The 17,481-nt window shown below is 66.3% G+C and carries 25 protein-coding genes; all 25 read right to left on the bottom strand.

The window, feature by feature from the left end; genetic code table 11:
• Window position 1: 1 nt before the first annotated feature.
• Window positions 2–1,324, bottom strand: a complete 1,323-nt coding sequence (locus tag U3A55_RS11935) for a hypothetical protein (protein WP_330991726.1) — start codon at window positions 1,322–1,324, stop codon at window positions 2–4.
• Window positions 1,325–1,359: 35 nt separating this feature from the next.
• Window positions 1,360–1,935, bottom strand: a complete 576-nt coding sequence (locus tag U3A55_RS11930; protein ID WP_330991725.1) for a hypothetical protein — start codon at window positions 1,933–1,935, stop codon at window positions 1,360–1,362.
• Window positions 1,936–1,967: 32 nt separating this feature from the next.
• Window positions 1,968–2,093 carry a hypothetical protein gene (locus tag U3A55_RS11925; protein WP_330991724.1) on the bottom strand — a complete coding sequence of 42 codons (126 nt, stop codon included), beginning with the start codon at window positions 2,091–2,093 and terminating at the stop codon, window positions 1,968–1,970.
• A 23-nt stretch (window positions 2,094–2,116) separates the two neighbouring features.
• The gene (locus tag U3A55_RS11920; RefSeq protein ID WP_330991723.1) at window positions 2,117–2,692 is read right to left on the bottom strand and encodes a hypothetical protein; all 576 of its coding nucleotides are present in this window, start codon (window positions 2,690–2,692) and stop codon (window positions 2,117–2,119) included.
• Window positions 2,693–2,694: 2 nt separating this feature from the next.
• On the bottom strand, window positions 2,695–3,627 hold the full coding sequence (locus tag U3A55_RS11915) for a hypothetical protein (RefSeq protein ID WP_330991722.1): 933 nt from the start codon (window positions 3,625–3,627) through the stop codon (window positions 2,695–2,697).
• Window positions 3,628–3,692: 65 nt separating this feature from the next.
• A complete protein-coding gene (locus U3A55_RS11910) occupies window positions 3,693–4,208 on the bottom strand; it encodes a hypothetical protein (protein WP_330991721.1) in 516 nt (171 codons plus the stop codon).
• Window positions 4,205–4,621 (bottom strand): hypothetical protein, encoded by a 417-nt coding sequence (locus U3A55_RS11905; protein ID WP_330991720.1) that lies wholly within the window; start codon window positions 4,619–4,621, stop codon window positions 4,205–4,207. The genes U3A55_RS11910 and U3A55_RS11905 overlap by 4 nt, the downstream gene beginning before the upstream one ends.
• 2 nt (window positions 4,622–4,623) lie before the next feature.
• On the bottom strand, window positions 4,624–5,556 hold the full coding sequence (locus U3A55_RS11900; protein WP_330991719.1) for a hypothetical protein: 933 nt from the start codon (window positions 5,554–5,556) through the stop codon (window positions 4,624–4,626).
• A 3-nt stretch (window positions 5,557–5,559) separates the two neighbouring features.
• Window positions 5,560–5,883, bottom strand: a complete 324-nt coding sequence (locus U3A55_RS11895) for a hypothetical protein (RefSeq protein ID WP_330991718.1) — start codon at window positions 5,881–5,883, stop codon at window positions 5,560–5,562.
• Window positions 5,884–5,886: 3 nt separating this feature from the next.
• Window positions 5,887–6,462, bottom strand: coding sequence for a hypothetical protein (locus tag U3A55_RS11890; protein ID WP_330991717.1), 576 nt, complete (start codon window positions 6,460–6,462; stop codon window positions 5,887–5,889).
• 3 nt (window positions 6,463–6,465) lie between these two features.
• Complete coding sequence (locus U3A55_RS11885) at window positions 6,466–7,224, bottom strand: hypothetical protein (RefSeq protein WP_330991716.1); 759 nt, start codon at window positions 7,222–7,224, stop codon at window positions 6,466–6,468.
• A gap of 20 nt (window positions 7,225–7,244) precedes the next feature.
• Entirely contained in the window at window positions 7,245–7,505 is a 261-nt protein-coding gene (locus U3A55_RS11880) for a hypothetical protein (protein WP_330991715.1), read from the bottom strand.
• Between the two features lie 9 nt (window positions 7,506–7,514).
• Entirely contained in the window at window positions 7,515–8,765 is a 1,251-nt protein-coding gene (locus U3A55_RS11875) for a hypothetical protein (protein WP_330991714.1), read from the bottom strand.
• 3 nt (window positions 8,766–8,768) lie between these two features.
• Window positions 8,769–9,389: a hypothetical protein gene (locus U3A55_RS11870; RefSeq protein ID WP_330991713.1), complete on the bottom strand. Its 621-nt coding sequence runs from the start codon at window positions 9,387–9,389 to the stop codon at window positions 8,769–8,771.
• Between the two features lie 130 nt (window positions 9,390–9,519).
• A complete protein-coding gene (locus tag U3A55_RS11865) occupies window positions 9,520–11,163 on the bottom strand; it encodes a hypothetical protein (protein WP_330991712.1) in 1,644 nt (547 codons plus the stop codon).
• Between the two features lie 2 nt (window positions 11,164–11,165).
• The gene (locus tag U3A55_RS11860) at window positions 11,166–11,459 is read right to left on the bottom strand and encodes a hypothetical protein (RefSeq protein ID WP_330991711.1); all 294 of its coding nucleotides are present in this window, start codon (window positions 11,457–11,459) and stop codon (window positions 11,166–11,168) included.
• A gap of 29 nt (window positions 11,460–11,488) precedes the next feature.
• Complete coding sequence (locus U3A55_RS11855) at window positions 11,489–13,678, bottom strand: hypothetical protein (RefSeq protein WP_330991710.1); 2,190 nt, start codon at window positions 13,676–13,678, stop codon at window positions 11,489–11,491.
• 15 nt (window positions 13,679–13,693) lie between these two features.
• The gene (locus tag U3A55_RS11850) at window positions 13,694–15,253 is read right to left on the bottom strand and encodes a terminase large subunit domain-containing protein (RefSeq protein WP_330991709.1); all 1,560 of its coding nucleotides are present in this window, start codon (window positions 15,251–15,253) and stop codon (window positions 13,694–13,696) included.
• Window positions 15,254–15,256: 3 nt separating this feature from the next.
• Window positions 15,257–15,823, bottom strand: a complete 567-nt coding sequence (locus tag U3A55_RS11845) for a hypothetical protein (protein WP_330991708.1) — start codon at window positions 15,821–15,823, stop codon at window positions 15,257–15,259.
• Window positions 15,820–16,110 (bottom strand): HNH endonuclease signature motif containing protein, encoded by a 291-nt coding sequence (locus U3A55_RS11840; RefSeq protein WP_330991707.1) that lies wholly within the window; start codon window positions 16,108–16,110, stop codon window positions 15,820–15,822. The genes U3A55_RS11845 and U3A55_RS11840 overlap by 4 nt, the downstream gene beginning before the upstream one ends.
• Window positions 16,103–16,231 carry a hypothetical protein gene (locus U3A55_RS11835; protein WP_330991706.1) on the bottom strand — a complete coding sequence of 43 codons (129 nt, stop codon included), beginning with the start codon at window positions 16,229–16,231 and terminating at the stop codon, window positions 16,103–16,105. The genes U3A55_RS11840 and U3A55_RS11835 overlap by 8 nt, the downstream gene beginning before the upstream one ends.
• Before the next feature lie 60 nt (window positions 16,232–16,291).
• Window positions 16,292–16,564 (bottom strand): hypothetical protein, encoded by a 273-nt coding sequence (locus U3A55_RS11830; protein ID WP_330991705.1) that lies wholly within the window; start codon window positions 16,562–16,564, stop codon window positions 16,292–16,294.
• Entirely contained in the window at window positions 16,564–16,917 is a 354-nt protein-coding gene (locus tag U3A55_RS11825) for a hypothetical protein (protein ID WP_330991704.1), read from the bottom strand. Before U3A55_RS11825 ends, U3A55_RS11830 begins: the two co-directional genes overlap by 1 nt.
• A complete protein-coding gene (locus U3A55_RS11820; protein WP_330991703.1) occupies window positions 16,910–17,236 on the bottom strand; it encodes a hypothetical protein in 327 nt (108 codons plus the stop codon). The genes U3A55_RS11825 and U3A55_RS11820 overlap by 8 nt, the downstream gene beginning before the upstream one ends.
• Window positions 17,233–17,433, bottom strand: coding sequence for a hypothetical protein (locus tag U3A55_RS11815; protein ID WP_330991702.1), 201 nt, complete (start codon window positions 17,431–17,433; stop codon window positions 17,233–17,235). The genes U3A55_RS11820 and U3A55_RS11815 overlap by 4 nt, the downstream gene beginning before the upstream one ends.
• Window positions 17,434–17,481: the final 48 nt, after the last annotated feature.

The following is a 17,481-nucleotide window of genomic DNA, read 5'->3' as shown; positions in this document are numbered from 1 at the left end:
ATTATCGACCTCCGTTGAGCGACCGTTCGATGCGTTTTATCCGCCGGCGTAGCTCTGCGATGTCACGGTCGACCGCTCGTTCCAACCGCGAGAGGTCCGCGTTGATCGTCGGGCTATAATTGACGGTCGTCGCTCCACGTGAGCGGGATCGTGCTTGGTTCTCCGCCGTCTCTGTCGACGACGAATTGGTAGTTGACGAGTTCGTGGAATCAGATGTTGAGTTGTTCGTCGACGAGTTATTCGACCCAGTCTCACTCGACCCCGAGCTCGTTCCGGAGACCGAGTATCCGCGCTCGCGAAGCCATTGTTTCGCGCCTTTCTCACCGCTTTGCGCCAGCTCCCGGATGTCCTGTATATTCTGTTCCGATTCGGGAATCGTTTCTAGCGATCCGGCTCCGGACGGCGAGGAGCTACTGTTGCCCGGCCCCCCGGAGAGGTCGATGTCCTCCGGGACGTTGGTTTTCCACGTGGCCGTCCCTTGGACGTAGTTGTTCTGGTCAACCGACTTCCCACTGCCGCCAACGCTGATATTCCCTTTTACGTTGAAGATATCGCTCGCGAACACCGTCGCCACACCCGTCACCGCAAGCACCCCCGCTGCAGGCAGAGAAAGCGCTCCCGTGACAGCAAGCACGCCTGCTGCAGTAAGGCCGATGCTTCCCGCGACCCCGATGATGTTGTTGACATCGAGACCGAGGGTTCCCGCGACCGAAAGGACGCTCGCTGCGCCGAGCCCCAGAACGCCCGTGACTGCAAGTACGCTCGTCGCGGAAAGAGCGAGCGAGCCAGAGAAGGCGAGGGCCGCGGTCGCCGTGATCCCGAGCGCGCCAGTGACAGCCAGAACATTCTCAGCGCTCAGTCCAAGATGGCCCGTGACCGCGAGTACGCCGCTTGCAGCGAGCGCGAGCGACCCCGTCACCGAAAGGACGCTCGCTGCAGACAGAGCAAGCGTTCCAGACCCGAGCGAGGACAGGACTCCGAGCGGGAGGAGGGTGCTGGCGAGCCCGCCACCACCGCCGCCGTCGCCCGCGCCAGCAGCGGCGCGTTCAGTGTAGTCTCGAATCTCGGATAGGATGGCGTTTCGCTCGGTAGCGAGCTGCACGCCATCAGCGAGCAAGTCGGTCGTGCCCGCGAGACCGCCGGCAGCCATTCCTGAGGAGAGACTCCCGCCACCGCCAGCGCCGAGGCCGGCGCCGCCGCCAGCCGCGGGTTCAACGTCGACGGTGATACTCCCGAGTTCGTCTTGGATGGTTTGTTTGGTCTGTCGGAGTGACCCAGACGATACGCCGATGTCGAGTGTTGCACTGGTGCTAAAGTCGGACATGTACGGAAAACCGCGGTGCGCTGAGGTGCGCGAAGTTAGTCGGGTATCTGTGCGTCGAGACTCGAGTCGTGCGTGAACGTGACGTCGAACGCCGCCTGTGTGTTGTCGCGAATCGTGAGCACGCCTTCCCGGAGAGAGGTTTCGGGATGGAAGGTCACCCATCCCGTCACCGTCTCGCCGGGCGCTGCGGACTGTTCAGCGACCGCCCACGGTTCGTCCGTCATGATGGGTTCGTGGAGGTCGCCGCCAGCGTAGAGGACGTACTGGAACATCCTGAGGTCGCGAGGGTCCGCGCCACGGTTCGTGATGTCCATTCGGACGAGCAGCCACGTGTGGCCGTCCTCGGCGAGCGTAACTGGCTCCGTCGGGAGACGCTGCTGTGTTCGAGTCGCGTACCGAATATCGAGTTCGACATCCGGCGTGTCCGCCTGCACGTCCTCCGCAGACACCGTCATCGACGACGCTGTCGTCGTTGTCTCCTGCGTTGAGGTCGGCGTGGACGTCGTCTCCGTGGGCGGCCGAGATGTCGGTGTGCTCTCGGTGCTATTACAGCCAGCAGCGCTGGCGGTGAGGGCGGCCGCGAGGGTGGCGAGGTAGGTTCGGCGGTTCATACGCGGGTGTTTTGAACGGTTGGGGATAGACGTTACCCCAACTCATCCGGGACGCGGCCTTTCTCGTCGGCGATAATCGATAAGAGTTCCAGGTCGCGCCGGGCGTACTCCGCGACATCCCGGGGGTCGTGCCCCATCGTCATCGCCAATCCGGTCATGTAGTCCAGCCAGGCGTCGCCCTCTAACTCGCCTCGATCTCCTCTCGCAGCGCCTCGAAGTTCAGTTTCCCGTTTCCCCCTACGGTCGTGAGTTCGTTGATGCGGGCGTGCGCCCACCGGAGGAACGGGTCGGGGAGCCGGGACACCACGGCGACGCGGTCGTCTTCGGTTTGCTCGCTGGGTTTCGCGTCGACGTACGGAGCAGGCGAGTCCACGAGAATCCTGTCGCGGTCGGTGACGTCCTCGTCGCCGGGGTGGGGGCTGCCGGCGGCGACGAAGTTCACGCGGCGCGCACCCTCGCCGGTTCCGTCTGGGAGCGTGTCGTTTGTCTTCGCGACCTCGCCGCCGGTTAGGCCGGCGAGCGTGACCGCGTCCACTGGGTCGTCCCAGGCGGGGCAGTAGTCTGCGTCAGCGGCGTCCTCGGCCGCCCATCGCACGCCGTTGAGTTGCACGGAGAGCCGGTTCTTGATCTCAGCGAGTTCGCCACGAGCGGCGTGGTCTCCGTCCATGTCGCTGAGGAGGGATTCGAGTTCGCTGATGTCGTCTTCGAGCCGCTGCACTTCGTCGTCGAAATTGTAGGTTTCAGTCTGAAGAACCATTTTCACTGAACCTCGATGCCGCCGTTCACGTGTGCCGTGATGGAGTCCGTCGTGTCTTCTTCGCTGATGACGTTCTCCCACGACTGGTCGTTCAGCTTCACGCGAGGGAGCGTGTAGGCTGCGATGCTTCCGCTTGGGCCCTGGGCGTCGATGCTGCCGCTCACGGAGTCCATGCGGTCTTGGATACTGGTCGCGCTCGCGCCGCCATACGTGAGGTCAAGGCGGTCTTTCGAGCCGCTCGTGAAGGTGGCGGTCGCCGAGAGTTCGGCTTCGGGCGCGGCGATGGTCGCGTCGACGGGCTCCGCGCTCGCTCCGTAGTGGTAGCGGGCGATGTTACTAATCGTGAGTTCGCACGTCGACAGCTTCGTGACATCCGCGCCGTCGAGAGTGAGCGTGAACCCGTGGAAGGCGGCCGTAGAGCCGGTCGACGGCGTCGTCACGTCTGCCTGGTCGATGCTCGTCGGGGTGTCGGGTTCCGTTGCGTACCCCAGGATGAGACTGTACGTGACAGTCTCAGTGTCCTCGTCGAACGAGACGGAGTACTCCAGCGGAATGCAGCCGCGAAGCTCCCTGTCCACGCTGCCGTCGAGGTGGTTCACGCCAGTGAAGACGCGAGAGAAGGGCGGGCGTCCCGGGCTAAACCCAGTGCCACCGGGGAAGATGATGTCGTGGACGTGACTGTGCGTTTCCGCTGCGACAGCCGCCTCCACCGCGACACCGCCGTCGATCTTCCCAGCGATGGACTCGACAGCTTCCGCGCTGGTCGCGTCGCGGAGTCGCGCGAGCTGTCGGTCGAGGTCGAGTTCGGTGAGCGTTGCGTTCCGGCCGAACGCCCAGTACCCGGGCGTCCCGTCACTGTCTTCGTCGACGAGACTCCCGAGGAACTCCTGCTCCTTCCCGAACGCGAGTGTCGTCGCGCTTCCCGCACCGGTCATCGGTCGATACCTCCACTACTCGTGGTTCTGATTGCGTAACTCATGAGTCTAATAGGCCGTGGTTGCTACGGGAGTCCCTCGTAAGCGGAGAACCCGAAGTCAACCTCGTACGCGAAATAATTCGACTGCTCATCCGCCGGTGGACGTCCCGGGTTCGAGGGTACAATCGCGTAGTACACCGTCCCCCCAATCGTCGGGTAGGACGTCCGCTCAACGAGGATAGCGCGCCGTACCTCCTCGTAGAGCGACTCGAACTCACTCGGCCCGGACAGCTCACCACCGGCGTCAGCGTGCGCGCCCTCGACGGTGACGTTGACCGCGTCGTCAACCTTCAGGTCGTACTCTGTGCCAATCGGCTCCTCTTGACGATCCGGGCTTGAGTCGACCGTCACCAAGTTCGCCTCCTCGGGGTCGGGCTCGTATCGCCGCCCCAAATCCTCAAGACCACCGGCGTCCGTGATGCGGTAGACGGTGCCGTCTTCGTCGTCGACGAGCACCGGCGTTGCTGCCGGCGTGTTCTCAGGCGTGTAGTTGGCGGCGACTGTATCGAGCGTCCACTCGGCGATGGCGTAACTGGTCACGAGGACATCACCGCCTCGAACTCGCGGAGCGCATCACGGATGGCGCGCGACTCGGGGATACCACCGGTCTCGCTGCCCCAGTTGACCTCGTCGGTCTGAATCCACTGGTCTTTCGCGTCCCAGTAGAAGTGTAGGTCTCCACGAATCTGATGGGGTTCGACGCCGTGCTCGAAGAGCGCGGTCAGCTCCGGCCACTCGATGCGGACCCTTACGCCGTCACCCTCGCGCTCGACGGTAAGCGTGGCGTCCTCCCAGATGTGGTCAATGTCGTAGTCGTTCTCGGCCGCGTACGCCTCCCAGCGCTCTTGCGCGTACTGCTTCAGTTGTGGGCCATATTCCTCGCGGAACCGGGCTTCGACGTCATCGAGGAGCGCTTCCCTGAGGTCGTCCTCGAAGTCGCTATCAAGCTCCACGGTTACATCCTCCGGACGCTCGAGTACTCCGCCAGCTTGTTCTGGTACTCCTCGCTCCAACTATCGACCTTCGACTGCGCGGTGACGCTCGCGTTCTCACCGTCAACCTGTTCGAGGCTGGTGTCGTACTCGACGAGCTGCTCGGCGGTCTTCGCCGCGACCGCGTCACGGACATCCTTCGGACAGTAGTGCACGAACGCACCCTGGTCGTGGCTGGCTGCGTCCGTCCGCTCCTGGCCACGCACGACAGTGAGTTCGTCCGCCTCGACGTCGACGTCGGTCACGCGGACGTACTCGCCAGCGGTCGCGTCAGTCGCCGCAGGATCGACGACGTAGACAACGCCGCCATCCGCGGGCAGCCGCGACGCATCCGTAACGGAGAGCGTCGACGCGTCCGTGGTGGCGTTGCTCGAAAGTGTCGTTTGGCCGCCGCGCTCGCGGTCACCGCCGAGCGCGCCGTACCGGTAGCACGCCCGGAGGTAGCGCTCGTCAGGGGCTTCCCACCAGACGCGATGGACGAGGAGCTGGAAGAGTTTCAGGTCGCCCGACTCGTGGAGTAGCACCCAGTCGTCGCCTTCCTGGTCGGTGATGTTCTCCCAGGTGTCGCGGCCCGTCCGAATCTCGAGGACGTCACCCTCCTCAGGGTCGAGGGGGACGATGTCGTCGCCGTCGAGCTCGACTCGCAGCGGGAAGCCATCAGTTCGGTCGGCGTCGTGGTGTTCGTAGGTCCGGGGGGCGCCAGGGCTCCCCGAACGGACCTCGCGGAGTGGCGTTCCGGTCTTCGAGTCCCAGTCCTGACTGACGGCGCGGATACGCGCCCAGATCGTCTCGACATCGGGAGCGCCGAACGGGTTATCGGACGTGACCTCGTCAAGGGAGAGGTTGCCGTCGAACCGCCGCAGGACGTCCACCGGATGCGCGTAGGGGACAGGCATCGGTTACTGAGTTACCTCCGGGATGCCCGCGAACTGCGCGACGCGGTCGTTCTTCTCGCTGGTTGTGTAGCCGTCGTACTCGGGGTCCCGCTTGGGGAGCCAGTCCGGCACCATCCCCTGGGGGATGTGCCAGCCGACTTGCCCGACGCCGTCGAGGTCGACCCAGACGACCGCCCACTCCTCGCCGTTGACGTCGTCGGTGTCCGGCCACCACCCCACGGCGTCCGCATCGACATCAGTGAGGGCGCGGAGGAACGCGACCGCGAGCAGGTTCCGCTCGTGGTACACGTCGGTATTCGTCTTCGACTCGCTATCCGTGTTCGCCATCGGTTACGCCTCCGTAGTCTCGACGATGGTGAACTCGTCTCCCTCACTGAGCACGACTGGGTCCTCCGCATCCCCGAGCGGTTCTGCCTCACCGGCTTCGCGGATGATGCGGTGAAGTTCATGCCCGGCCTTCAGACCCAGTACCGAGTTGAGTTCACTGACGGTCGTGACGTCCTTCGGGACGCGAACCTCGCGACCGTCACTGGCTACGTCGGGCTTTCCGTAATCCGGGCGGACACGAACTGTGACCGACACCTTCTCGAGGAGCGCGTCGACGTCCTCCCGGATGGACCGGAGATCCCCGAGGGCGTACGCGTAGTTCGGACCGCTTTCGGGGTGGTTGTCGTCGAGGTCCGTCTCAAGGGCCTCGACTTGCATCTTGAGGTCATCGATGTAGTCCTCAACACTCCAGTCCGCGTCAACGTCCTCACTCTCCAGCCACTCCTGGAACTCCTCGAAGTGTTCCTCGCAGGCGTAGTAGATGTCTCCGATGTACGCGGTTGGAGTGTCCCGGCACTGGTCTTTACTTCCCGGTTCTGGCGTCCAGCAACAGGGCTGGTCGTGGACGAACTTAGGCATCTGTTACTCCTCGTCGCTGTCGTCCGTCTCGTACTCGCCAGCGAGTGCGTCGCGGACGTCGCCCGCGGGCTGGGTGGCGAGCCACTCCGCGAACTCCTGCTTCCCGACGTTCAGCGCGATGTCGTCGGTGTCCTCACGGAGGACCTCCGCGGCGTCCTTCAGGGCGGCGCGCGAGTGGTTCTCGATGTACTGCTGCTCGCGCTGCTTGTCCGCCGGCACCTCGTCCGTGGTGGCGTCGACGCCGGCGACCTCTGCGAGCTGGCTGCGGTACTCCTCGTGGCTACCAGGCCCACTGCCGATGTCGTTGAGTCCGAGCTGGTCGAACACCGCCTCCCGGACCTCGTAGACTGGGGTGATGCGTTCGCCGCCGGTCTGGTCGGGTGGACTCCCGAACACGGTGGGCGGAAGGAAGTTCGCCTTGAGCATCGCCTCGGCGAGTAGTTCGTCGTCGTAGATGACCTCGAAGTCCGGGAGCGCCTCAAGGCCGGCGAGCGTGCCGCCCTCGACGGTGTCGCGGTCTATCCAGTCGGGGTTGATGCCGATCTGGATAGGACCGGGCTCCCGCGCGGTGACCTTCCCGTTCTCGTCGGTGTCCGTGGGCTTGCCGCCCTGGAACGTCTGGCGGCCCGGCCAGCCGCCCTCGCGGCGCGGCTGCCGCGGGGCGACACTGGACTTGTTGCCAGTGTACCGGAGTCCGATGATGGCGGTTTCGGCGCGGTCCTCCTGTTCGAGTTCGAGCGTGAAGTCTTCGTGATGGAACATGGTCGTGGTAGTGGTCGTGGTTACTCGCTGGTCGCTGCGCTCTTCTGGAGTTCTCCGAGGAGAGCCTGGATGTCGGCGTCGTCGCCGTCGGTGTCGTAGACGAACTCGCCGGCGTCGCGGTCGAAGATGGTGATGAACTCGTCTGCGTCCACCTCGGCGACAGGGTCCGCAGCGTCGCTATCGGGGTAGACGTAGACGTCCTCGCCATCCACGGACCGCGTCCAGTGGTTGCCCTCAGCGGTGAGGAAGCCGGTGGTGGTGATGATGATGAACGTCGTCATGCAGTCGGGTTACTCCTCGATGTCGCGGAGCTTGCCGGTCGCGGAGAAGTCGCGGCAGACGACTTCGTGGCTCTGGAGGTAGTACGCCGCGTTCTTCTTCTTGCCCTGGCTGAGGTAGGGCGCGTTCTCGGGGTTGTCCCCGGTGAGCTCCTCGTAGTGCGGCGTCGCGACCTCTTCGACGCCGATGCGCGGCACCTCCGCCCCGCCGACGGACGTGGTGTCCGTCGGGATGACGTAGATACGCTCGAGGCCGTCGGCCGGCGCGTGCTGACTGGGGACGATGGGGATGCCCTTGTAGTGTCGGCTGTTCGTCATCGTCGGCACGCCCATGACCGTCTGGGCGTCCTCGATCTGGTCGCGGCCGACATCGTCGGCGTCGTAGTTTACGACGGCCTGCACGCCGTCCGTGGAGTCCGACTGCAGTTCGGAGAGGACGCGCGCGGTGTTGCGGCCGGTGAGGATGACGACGTTCTCGCGGCTGGCGGAGCCGTAGTCGAAGAACGACGCGAGGAACGCGTCCATCAGGCTCTCAGTGAGCTGGCGGACGGAGCCGTCGCTCGTGTAGTCGACGAAGGCGTCCGCCCACGAGGCCGCCGAGCGGTCGATGTCGTAGATGTCGAGGTCGCCGTCCGAGTACGCGGTGTCGGACGTGTCCTGGGCGTTCGTCTCCTCACCGCCGCTCGCGATGATGCGGTCGAGTTCCGTGATCTTCGTCCGGGAGGCGTACCCGGAGTTGTTCGCGGAGACCGCGGCCATGACGCCGTCGCGGTCGATGGCGAGCTCCTGGAAGAGCTCGTCGACGCGGGTGAGTTCGTCCCACGGGACGCCGTCGAGGATGTCGGCCTGGACCTGCTGGAGGTGGGACTGCTCAATCGTCGCTTCGCTGGTCTTGACGTCCGCGGAGACTTCCTCGGTGCTGTACTTCCGGCCGTCCGGCAGCGCCGCGCCCTCGCCAGTGGACTGGAGGGCGGGCGGGCTGTGGGCGGCGCGGAACGTCAGCGGCAGCGGCTGGTTCGCCTCGATGTTCGCGCCGCTGCGGTCGACCTTCGGGAGGACGCCGTAGCCGTTCGCCTCGAGGTTGGACTGGACGTACAGCGCGGCGCCGAAGAGGTCGTTGACGAGCGCGGCGTCGTTCGTGGTGTAGCTGGCCTGCTGTTCGACTGCCGAGAGGGCTTCGATGGCGCGGTCGAGCATCCCCTGCTGTTCAAGGAGCTCCCGCGGACCGAACCCGGAGATGAAGTGCTGACTGTTGGCGCTCATGGTTTACTCGCCCCCGTTGCTGCCGGCGACCGAGCCGAGGATCTCTTCCTTGTCGATGTCCGTGCCGCCGTCGTTGCCCGGCGCGGGGGTGTCGCCAGTCAACGCCTGCTCGACGGTGGAGTTCACTTCCTCGCCGACCGTCTCCGCGAAGGACTCCAGGGAGTCCTGGAGGTCCTCCTCGGTCACGACGCCGTCGAGGCGCTCCTCGAGCTCCTGGTCGACCGCCTCGGTGGCGGCCTCCGCGGCCGCGTCGGCGACATCGGCTTCCGCTTCGGCAGAGAGTTCGCCCTCCGCGTCGGCAGTGTCGCCGCCGTCGTCGTCCTCGTCGTCGCCGGCGCCACCGGTGGCGCCGAGGGCCTCGGCGAACGCCAGGGCCTCCTCCTCGTTCATGTCGGTGTTCGCGACGAGAAGATCGACGACGTCGCCGGCTTCCTGTTCCGTCTCGTCGTCCTCGTCTTCGACGCCGTCGGCTTCCTGCTCCGTGTCGTCGTCGGGGTTGGTTTCCTCACTGTCCGCTTCCTGCTCCGTCTCTGCATCCGAGTCCTCAGCCTCGTCGCCACTCTGGAGACTAAGCTGGGAGCGGATGCGCTCGCGGAGCGTCTTGTCAGGGTCGTTGTTGCTCATGGTCGGAGAGAAGTCGTGGGTGCGTTAGCCAGCGCCTCTGCCGCTTATGGGGGCGTCATCGGCGCCGGCTCAAGTTGCCTGGACGGCCACCCAACGTCACCGGCCAGGCCGATACTCGAACTGCGCTATCCTACTGGGTGTGCGTGAACGCTTGGTACTCCGCGACGCCGAACGTCGACCCGGCGTTCTTCACGATCTCGCCCTCGCCGAGCGTGACCGCGTGCAGGTCGCACTTCTTCACGAGGCGGCCAGTCTCGGTCTCCTCGTCGCGGTTCCGGTGGATGGTCACCGAGTAGCCGTTGAGGTCGCCCTCGAGGGCGCGGAGCCGCGTCTGCTTCGCCACCTCGGAGTCGTTCGCGAGGTTCGACAGCAGCCACAGTTCCGGGCGGCCGTCGCCGTCGCCATCCTCGACGTGCGTCGTCAGGACGTCGCCGGCGTCGAACTCGTAGACCTCCGGCTCCCCGTCGGGGGACTCCAGTTGGATGGACGCCGCCTCGTCGAGCTCGTGCTGCTTGACGGGGACGCCGACGGGGATGTCGTCGTGGTACAGACTGATGATGCCCGGCGCGTTCTCGGACTTGAAGAAGCGGTCGAGCGCGTCCTCGAGGGCCTCCATCTCGATCTTGATGGGGTCGTCCGTGCGGTCGTACTGCTCGATACTGGCCTTCCCGTACACGAGGAAGTCCTCGGCCTCGAGCGCCTGCTGGTACTCCGCGGGGAGCGACTCGACGTCGAGTTCGTTGCTCCCCGCCTTCGTGATGGCGTCCAGCGTCGTCCCGGGGCCGGCCGACGCTGCGACCGCGGCCTGCGCGACCGGCGCCGCGGGACCGTCCGCCGCGACGGCGTCCGCGTCGTCCGCCTCCTGGGCCGTCGCATCGTCGACGGTCTCCATCGCCTCAACGAGACCGGACGTCCACTCGGCGGCCGCATCGCCGCCCCACGCCTCCGTGGTGACGTCGTCGCCGGCGTCGGCGTGGAACGCCTGTATCTCCACGACGTACTCCGGCGGGAGTGGACGGTCGTCGGCGTGCGCCGCGACGAGTTGGCGCGCGCGCCGGGCGGGCTCACTGGCGTCGTCGCCGTCGAGGTCGTCGAGTGCCGCCTGGGCGATGTCCGCCGCGGCTTCCGGAGGGACGAACGCCTCGCGGCCGATGGCTTCGGTGTACTTCGCGGGGATGTCAGCGAAGTACGCGACCGCTTGGTCGGCGGACCGCCAGATGACGCGCCCGGGCTCGGGTTCGGCGCGCGAGAGGACGTCCATCTCGGTGGCGATGGCGTCGAGCTCGCGGACGCTCCAGTCGGACTCCGTCGCTGGCACTTCGTCGACACTGGCTTCCTCGTTGGTCTCCTCGCCGAACACGGAGAGCGGGTCCCCGCAGTGCGGGCAGTCCTCGGCGAGGTCGCCCATCGTCTCGGCATGGATGGTTTTTCCCGTCGACGCGCACGTGCCCTTGCCCGTTCCGGGGTCGAGATCGTGGCCGTTCGTCATCGGGTCAGCCTGCTGGCTCGCGGCGACGAGGTCCTCGGTGGCGACCGCCTCGCTATCGATGTACTCAACCTCGTTGCCCGTCGCCTTCTGGAGATCCTCCACGCTCCCGTAGACGGAGACGTGGGGGTCCTCGAGCGCGTCGGGGAACGCCTCGCGGCGCCAGTCGACGTACACGTCGGACTCGGGCATGTCGACGCCCACGCCGAGGAGGCGGCCGTCGTAGTCCATGTCGTCGTCGGGGTCCGCGAGGACGCGGAAGACGTCAACGTCGAACTCCTCGGGCATGGTCAGGCCGCCCCCAGGTCGACCGTCGCCGTGTCGCCGGCCGTCTGCCCGGCGGTGTTCCGAATGCGCACGCGGCGCGCGGCGACGGAGATGGTGTCCGCGACGGCGTCGGTGCTGTCGTAGGTTCTGAAGCCGGTCCGCCAGCCGTTGCCGAGGTCGACATCGATGGCGAACGAGCTCGCGACGGACGCCTCGACGATGGCGGTGACGGTCGTCGCCTCCTCGGTCTTGAGTTCGAGGAGCGTGCCGGTGCTACTGAGGTCCGCGTCGTCTGTGTGGTCGTGTAGGTACGTCATGGGTGTGGAAGCCGCTGGTTGGCCGCCGGTTAGAGCGCGCTCGCCGGGATGGCCTCGATGGTGTGGCGCTCGTTCGGATGCAGCGCCGCGTCGTCGAACTCGAGGCCGGCGAAGTGCTCGTCGTGGATGTCGCGCTGGAGGCTCCGGAACTCTCCGAGCGGCCGCGGTGTGCCGCCGTAGTCGGGGTTCGTCGCCTCCTTCAACTGGTGGCAGCCCTGGCTCGTCGAGTCGTCCTCCGGTCCCCGCCAGTAGTAGAGGATTTCCTCGTCGCTGCCGCCCTCGAGTTCGGCGTACGCCTGGTACTTCGCCTGGTTGAGGATGCGGGCGACACCCGACCGGACGACGCTCTGCGCGTAGTCCGTCTCGAGGTCCTCGCGGTCCACGAGGTCACGGGTGAGTGACTGGAGGCTCCAGCCCTGGCGCTGCAGGAGCTTCTCTCGGAAGAACGGCTGGAGGCTGCTCGCGGAGATGTCGTCGGCCATCGTCAGGTCCGTCCGTGCGATGGCGGTCCGGATGTGGCGCTTGACGTTTTCGGGGACGTCCTCGTCACGACTCCAGAACGGCTGGGCCGCCTGCTCGACGTCGTCGCCGTCAGCCCAGACGACGTGCTCGAAGACGTCTCCGAGCGTGCTCGCTGCGGACTCGACGTCGTCCACGCCCGGACGGCCGGGCTGGGGCGTGGTCGCTGCCGAGACGTCGCTCTCTGTCTTCGGTGTGTCGCGTTCGGGCGCCTCGAAGTCGCCGTCCTCGATGACGAGTTCGCCGTCCTCCCAGCGGGCGTCGAGTCCGGACTCGGCGGCGAGCTGGCCGGCGCGGACCTCGCGTTGCTGTTCGAGCGGGTCGCGTTCGTCCTCGCGAGCGGGGATGAACGCCACCTGCCAGTCGGTGATGCCGAGGCGCTTACACAAGGTGTCGAGCCAGCCTTCGCGGTAGTCCTTCTGCTGGCTCGCGATGCTGCGGTCCGTGACCTCGAGCTGGAGGCCCTCGTTGTTGAGGCCGCCGGCGTCCTTCAGGTCGGAGTCGTGGACGTTCGACACGCCCGTCGCCTGCCGGATGTCCTCCTTGTAGTCCTTCTTGACGTCTCGGGACTGTCCGAGCATCTCGTCGGGCATCGCGTCGACCACCTGGATCTCCGGCACCGAGGAGTCTTGGGGGCTGTACTCGTTCGAGAGGATGGGTGAGTCGTACGCGTCGTCCTCGCTGCGGATGCGGTTGAGTTGCTCCTCCCAGTGGTCCGGGTTCGTCGTGTGGAGGACCATGAACTGGTTCGGGAGACGGTCCGAGTTCTGGTCGTAGAACGCGGCACCGTACCGCACCATCATCTCGATGACGACCTGCCGGAGCATCACGCCGGCCGTCGGCGCGAGCCCGTCAAGGCCGTTCAGTTCGGGCTGCGGGTACGCCCAGGTGACGACCTCGTCGCGGAAGTAGTACGCCGGGTCGTCCTTCGACTTGTCGACGAAGTAGACGTCCCGGAGTTCGGCGCCGCAGTCCGAGCAGTGGCCCGGCTTCCCGCTGGGGTTCGCGCGGTGGAGGGGGCAGGTGTACCAGTGGCCGCCGACGCGTCCCTCGTCGTCGACGACTGGTTTGATGCTGGCGGGGTCGCCGTAGACGAGTTCCTGGGGTTCCTGCGCGATGACCTCGCCATCCTGGTAGAACGCGGAGTTTTGGGCGACGTGGTACTCGTACTGGACGACGATGCAGGAGACGCCGGCGAGCCACTGGTCGGGCTCGCAGTACTTCGCGAGTTCCCGGAGCGACTGGCCCTCTCGGTTGACGGACTCGAAGAGCTCCTCGGCTGCCCGGCGCTCCTCGGGGTCTGGCCTGCGGAGGTCTCCGCTGCCGCAGGACGGGCACTCGTCGGGGGACTCCTGAAGTTCGGTGCCGCAGTCCTCGCATTTCGCGGTGAACCGCGGTTCGAGGACGGGGAAGTCGTTCCGGTAGAGCTCGTCGCGGCGCTTCCGGACGTCGTTCCCGATTTCGTGCGACTGGAGGCCGATGGTGCGGAGCAGTTGGATGCCGAACTTCGCCCGGCGAGTGGTCGTGCGCGGGACGGGGCCGCCGCCCTTCTTCGAATATGAGGAGGACGGTGACGGCGTCCCGGCGGCGTTCCGGAGCTGCTGGGCGATGGACTCCGCGGCCTGCTTGTCGTTGAACGGTGCGACGAGGACGCTGCTACCGTCCTCTCTGTCGTGTCGAAGGGTATCATCCGGAGGCATGGCTTAGGAACTGGGTTAGAGGAGATCGCGCATCGAGCCGACCTGCTTCACTTCGCCGCCCTGGGTCGCGCGGTTCGCGAGTTCGATGGCGTCCAGGCGGTCGTCGTGGGCGGCGTTCGGGAAGCGCAGCCACTCCTTGACCTCCCAGTCGCGCCACCGCTCTTCGCTCGGGGCGCCGAGGATGCGGAGGTCGCTGGACTCGAACTCCGCGGAGAGGTCGTGGATACGGCCCTCCTTCGAGGACGTGGACTCGACGCCCCGTGCGGGGAGGCTGGTGTTGTCGCGGAGGCGCTGGGCGACGCCCGGCGCCTTGTTGGTCTCGACGAGGATCTCCCCGTACTCGATGCCGAACTCGCCGGCGACGTCCCGGAACTCGCTGGCCGCCCAGTCGGCGTTCCCCTTCGTCGAGAGGCCACGCTCCCGGGTGAGATGCACGACATACCCCCGGCTTGAGGACGGGTCCGTCGCGATGACCGCGACCGCCGAGAAGTCCGAGTCCGCTTGCGCGGCCGCTTGGACGTCCTCGACGACGCCGATGTCCATGCCGCCCACCCAGCGGTACGAACTCGCGGGGTTCGGGAGGTCGTCGACGTACGTGAGCCAGTCGCTCGAGAAGACCTCGCCGGCGAGCGCGCTGGGGTCCTGCTGGTTCTCACGCCGCCAGATGACCGAGGAGTCGTCGCCGGTGACGATGTCGTACAGCAGTGCCTCGGGGGGCTGGAGGTCCGGCCAGAGGACGTCGATGTCGGCCTCGGGGATGACGCCCTGGTTGGCGATGGAGACGTCGTCCGGGAGCTCGGAGACGTCGTCGTAGACCTCGCCGTCCTGCCCGCGAATCTTCCAGGCGCGTTGCTCGACGAGCGGCCAGTCCTCCTCGGCGATGGCCTTGTAGACGCGGGTGTCCCAGCGCTTGTCTCCGAGGATGTTCGTCGCGTAGATGTCCTCCTCGTGCTTCCGCGTCCCGATGACCACCTGCACGGGGCCATTCGGGAGAACCGAGTCGTTCGAGGGGAGGTTGTCGACGTAGTCCGCGAAGTACGACCGGACGTTCCGCCTTTGGGTGGCCGTCCGCTGGTTCTCCCAGTCCGCCACGTCGTCGAAGATGATGATGTCGAAGTGCTTCCCCGTGAGCTGGCTTTCGAGGCCGTACGGGGCGATGCTCGCCTCCTTGTGGTCGTTCGCGCCCGTCGTCAACTGGGTGCGCGAGGACTCCGCGATCTCCACGCCGAACTCCGGGGCGAACGTCTCGACGACATCGACGACCTTCTCCGTGCGCTCCGCGGCGAGCCCACGCGTCTTCGAGAGGACCGCCACCCGCACCTCGGGGTGCCGGAGCAGCAACCATGCCGGGAACACGACGCCACCGCTCTCAGTCTTCCCGTGGCCCCTGGGGAGGAGTCGGGCGACCCGCGTCGGCGCGTGGGGGAAGTCCTCGTCGACGGCCTTCCAGAGTGCGTCGTAGAACTCGAGGAGGTGGTCCCCCGGCGCTATCGAGTAGTCGAACAGCCGGACGGACGCGACCGCCGGATGCGCGAGGGGTTTCCGCTCCGCGAGATCGATGAGTGTCGCGGACATCTCTTACTGGGGGTCGCGAGCGCCGATGGCCTCGAGCTGTTCCTTCTCCTCAGGCGTGAGCCCGTGGTCGACGGCCATCTCGACCTGCTCGGGCGCGACATCGATAGCGCCGAACTCGCTCGCCCACTGCCGGGCTTCGCGGACGAATCGAGGGTCACCGCTACGTTTGTACTTGAGGATGAGTTCGCCGATGGTCTCCCGGACGAACGCGCTCGTCTGGGTGGGGTCGTCGAGGACATCGACGACGTTGTCGAGCGCGTCTTGCTCGCTGTCGGAGAGATCGCGCTGGAACTGCTCGCTGAACGCGCCGTGTTTGTACGCGCCGTTCGCTTCTCCAGAGGGCGCGCCGCCGCCACCACCGTGGTTCTTGCACGCACCTTCGGTGATGTCGCCACCAAGCCCCCAGCCGGCGCGCTGGAGACAGAACGGGTAGTCGTCACGCTCCCTGCCATGTTCCGACGGAGTCGTTCGGTCGGACTTCGCACGCCCACAAATCCGGTGCCCCTTCTCTGGGTGGACGGGGTGTCCGTCGTCATCGCGAGGGGCGTCCGGGTGGACTTGTTGAGTCATGGCGGCGTGAGATTTCGCGGCGTCGGCTCGCTCGTTCCGCGTGGCGCTGGCGGCTGGAGGTGGTCGTCGTCGACATCGCGGCCGTGCTGACCCTCGAGGTGACAGTGTTTGCAGAGCGCGACGAGGTTCGAGAGGTCGTTGTTCTGGGGGTTCTCGTCGCGGTGGTGGACGTCGACGCGGCCGACTTCGTCACGGGAGCGGCCGCAGCCAGGACACCGCCAGCCCCGGCCGTGGCGGTTCCAGAACTTCTCGCGCGCCTGGTCGCGAGCGGTCGCGTCGTCAGGCATTGAGGATGTCCCGGGTACAATCGCTGCAGAAGGTGATGGTGTCGCCGAGCTCGTAGTCGGCGGCCTGCAGGTGGTCGCCGAGCGGCGTGGTCATCCACGTCTTCTCCCTGAATTGCGCCATCAGCGCGGGTTCCTCCACGAGGCTACCGCACGAGTCGCATTCGGTCTTATAGCCCATCGGTCAGGTATCCTCGGAGTTGTCGTCGAGTTGTTTCCAGTGCGCGATTGCGAGGAGGGACAGGTACGCGCTCACGAGCCAGCCGAGGAGCCACGCGAGCTGCGCACCCACTAAGCCGTAATCGCCACGTGCGACCTGCGCCGCGAACGTCGGGATGCGGGTGAGCGGTGCGCCGAGGAGAACACCGAGGAGCGCGCCGCCGACTGCGTCCTTACTGATTGCGTCGTCGATGCGTCGCGCACCCCAGTACTCGATGCCGGGCAGCGCGTCGAGCATCAGAGATACTGGAGGATGTCTATCGAGAGGCCGAACGCTCGCGCGAGTGCGCCGGCGCCGAGTCCCGCGAGGAGCCCGCCGATGTAGTAGTGCACCTCGCGACGCACCTGGGTGAAGACGTAGTCGGGGACGTCCACGGAGGATTTGACGAGCTTCCGGAGCAATGCCTTCCGACCGGTGAACGCGTAGATGAGGATGCCGCCAGCGAGCGCGAGGAGCGCCGTGGAGTGCAGAGTGAGGCCGCCCGCGACGAGACCGAACCCCCAGATGAACGCGTGTACCTCGGCGAATGTGAGGTCCTTGAGCCACGCCTGAATGCGGGCGGGTGAGGACCCGGTGACATCGCTACTCATCGCGGCCATCCTCCGTGGAGTCGTTCTGGCTTGGGTTCTGGAGTTCGGCGTAGGTGGCGAGGAGTTCGCTGACCTCAATGCCGTTCAGGACGGCGAGGCCGGCGACCGCCACCCAGAACGTCGGCCCGGGGCTGGCGCCGTTCGCGATGGCGTAGAACGCGAGGATGATGATGGAGACGCTGATGAACCCGACCTTCAGCGCCTTATACGTCCTGAGATTCATGTGGGCGTGCGATTGGAGCCACTGGTCGAGCGCGAGATTCGACGCGCGAACGGTATCCGGGCAGTACTTCTGGACGGTGTCGTGTTTCGTGCTCATGCATCCCTGACGTCGTCTTCGGGGACGCGATACGTCGCCTCCCCACGAGCCACGACGAAGATATCGCGAGGTCCTCGACCGAACTCGGCTTCAACGTCGACGTCCGCAACCTCGCCCTCGAGTTGATGGCCGGCGAAGTCGAACTCGACTGTCCTCGGCGTGGCAGTTTCTGGAGCGCTGTTCTGACTGGTCGACATAGCTGCAGGCCGTCGTCGCGCATGACCGCGCTGCCCTCACCAGGGGGC

This window comes from Salarchaeum sp. III (assembly GCF_036418315.1).
GTDB lineage: Archaea > Halobacteriota > Halobacteria > Halobacteriales > Halobacteriaceae > Salarchaeum.
This window is presented reverse-complemented; position numbering and strand designations above follow the sequence as displayed.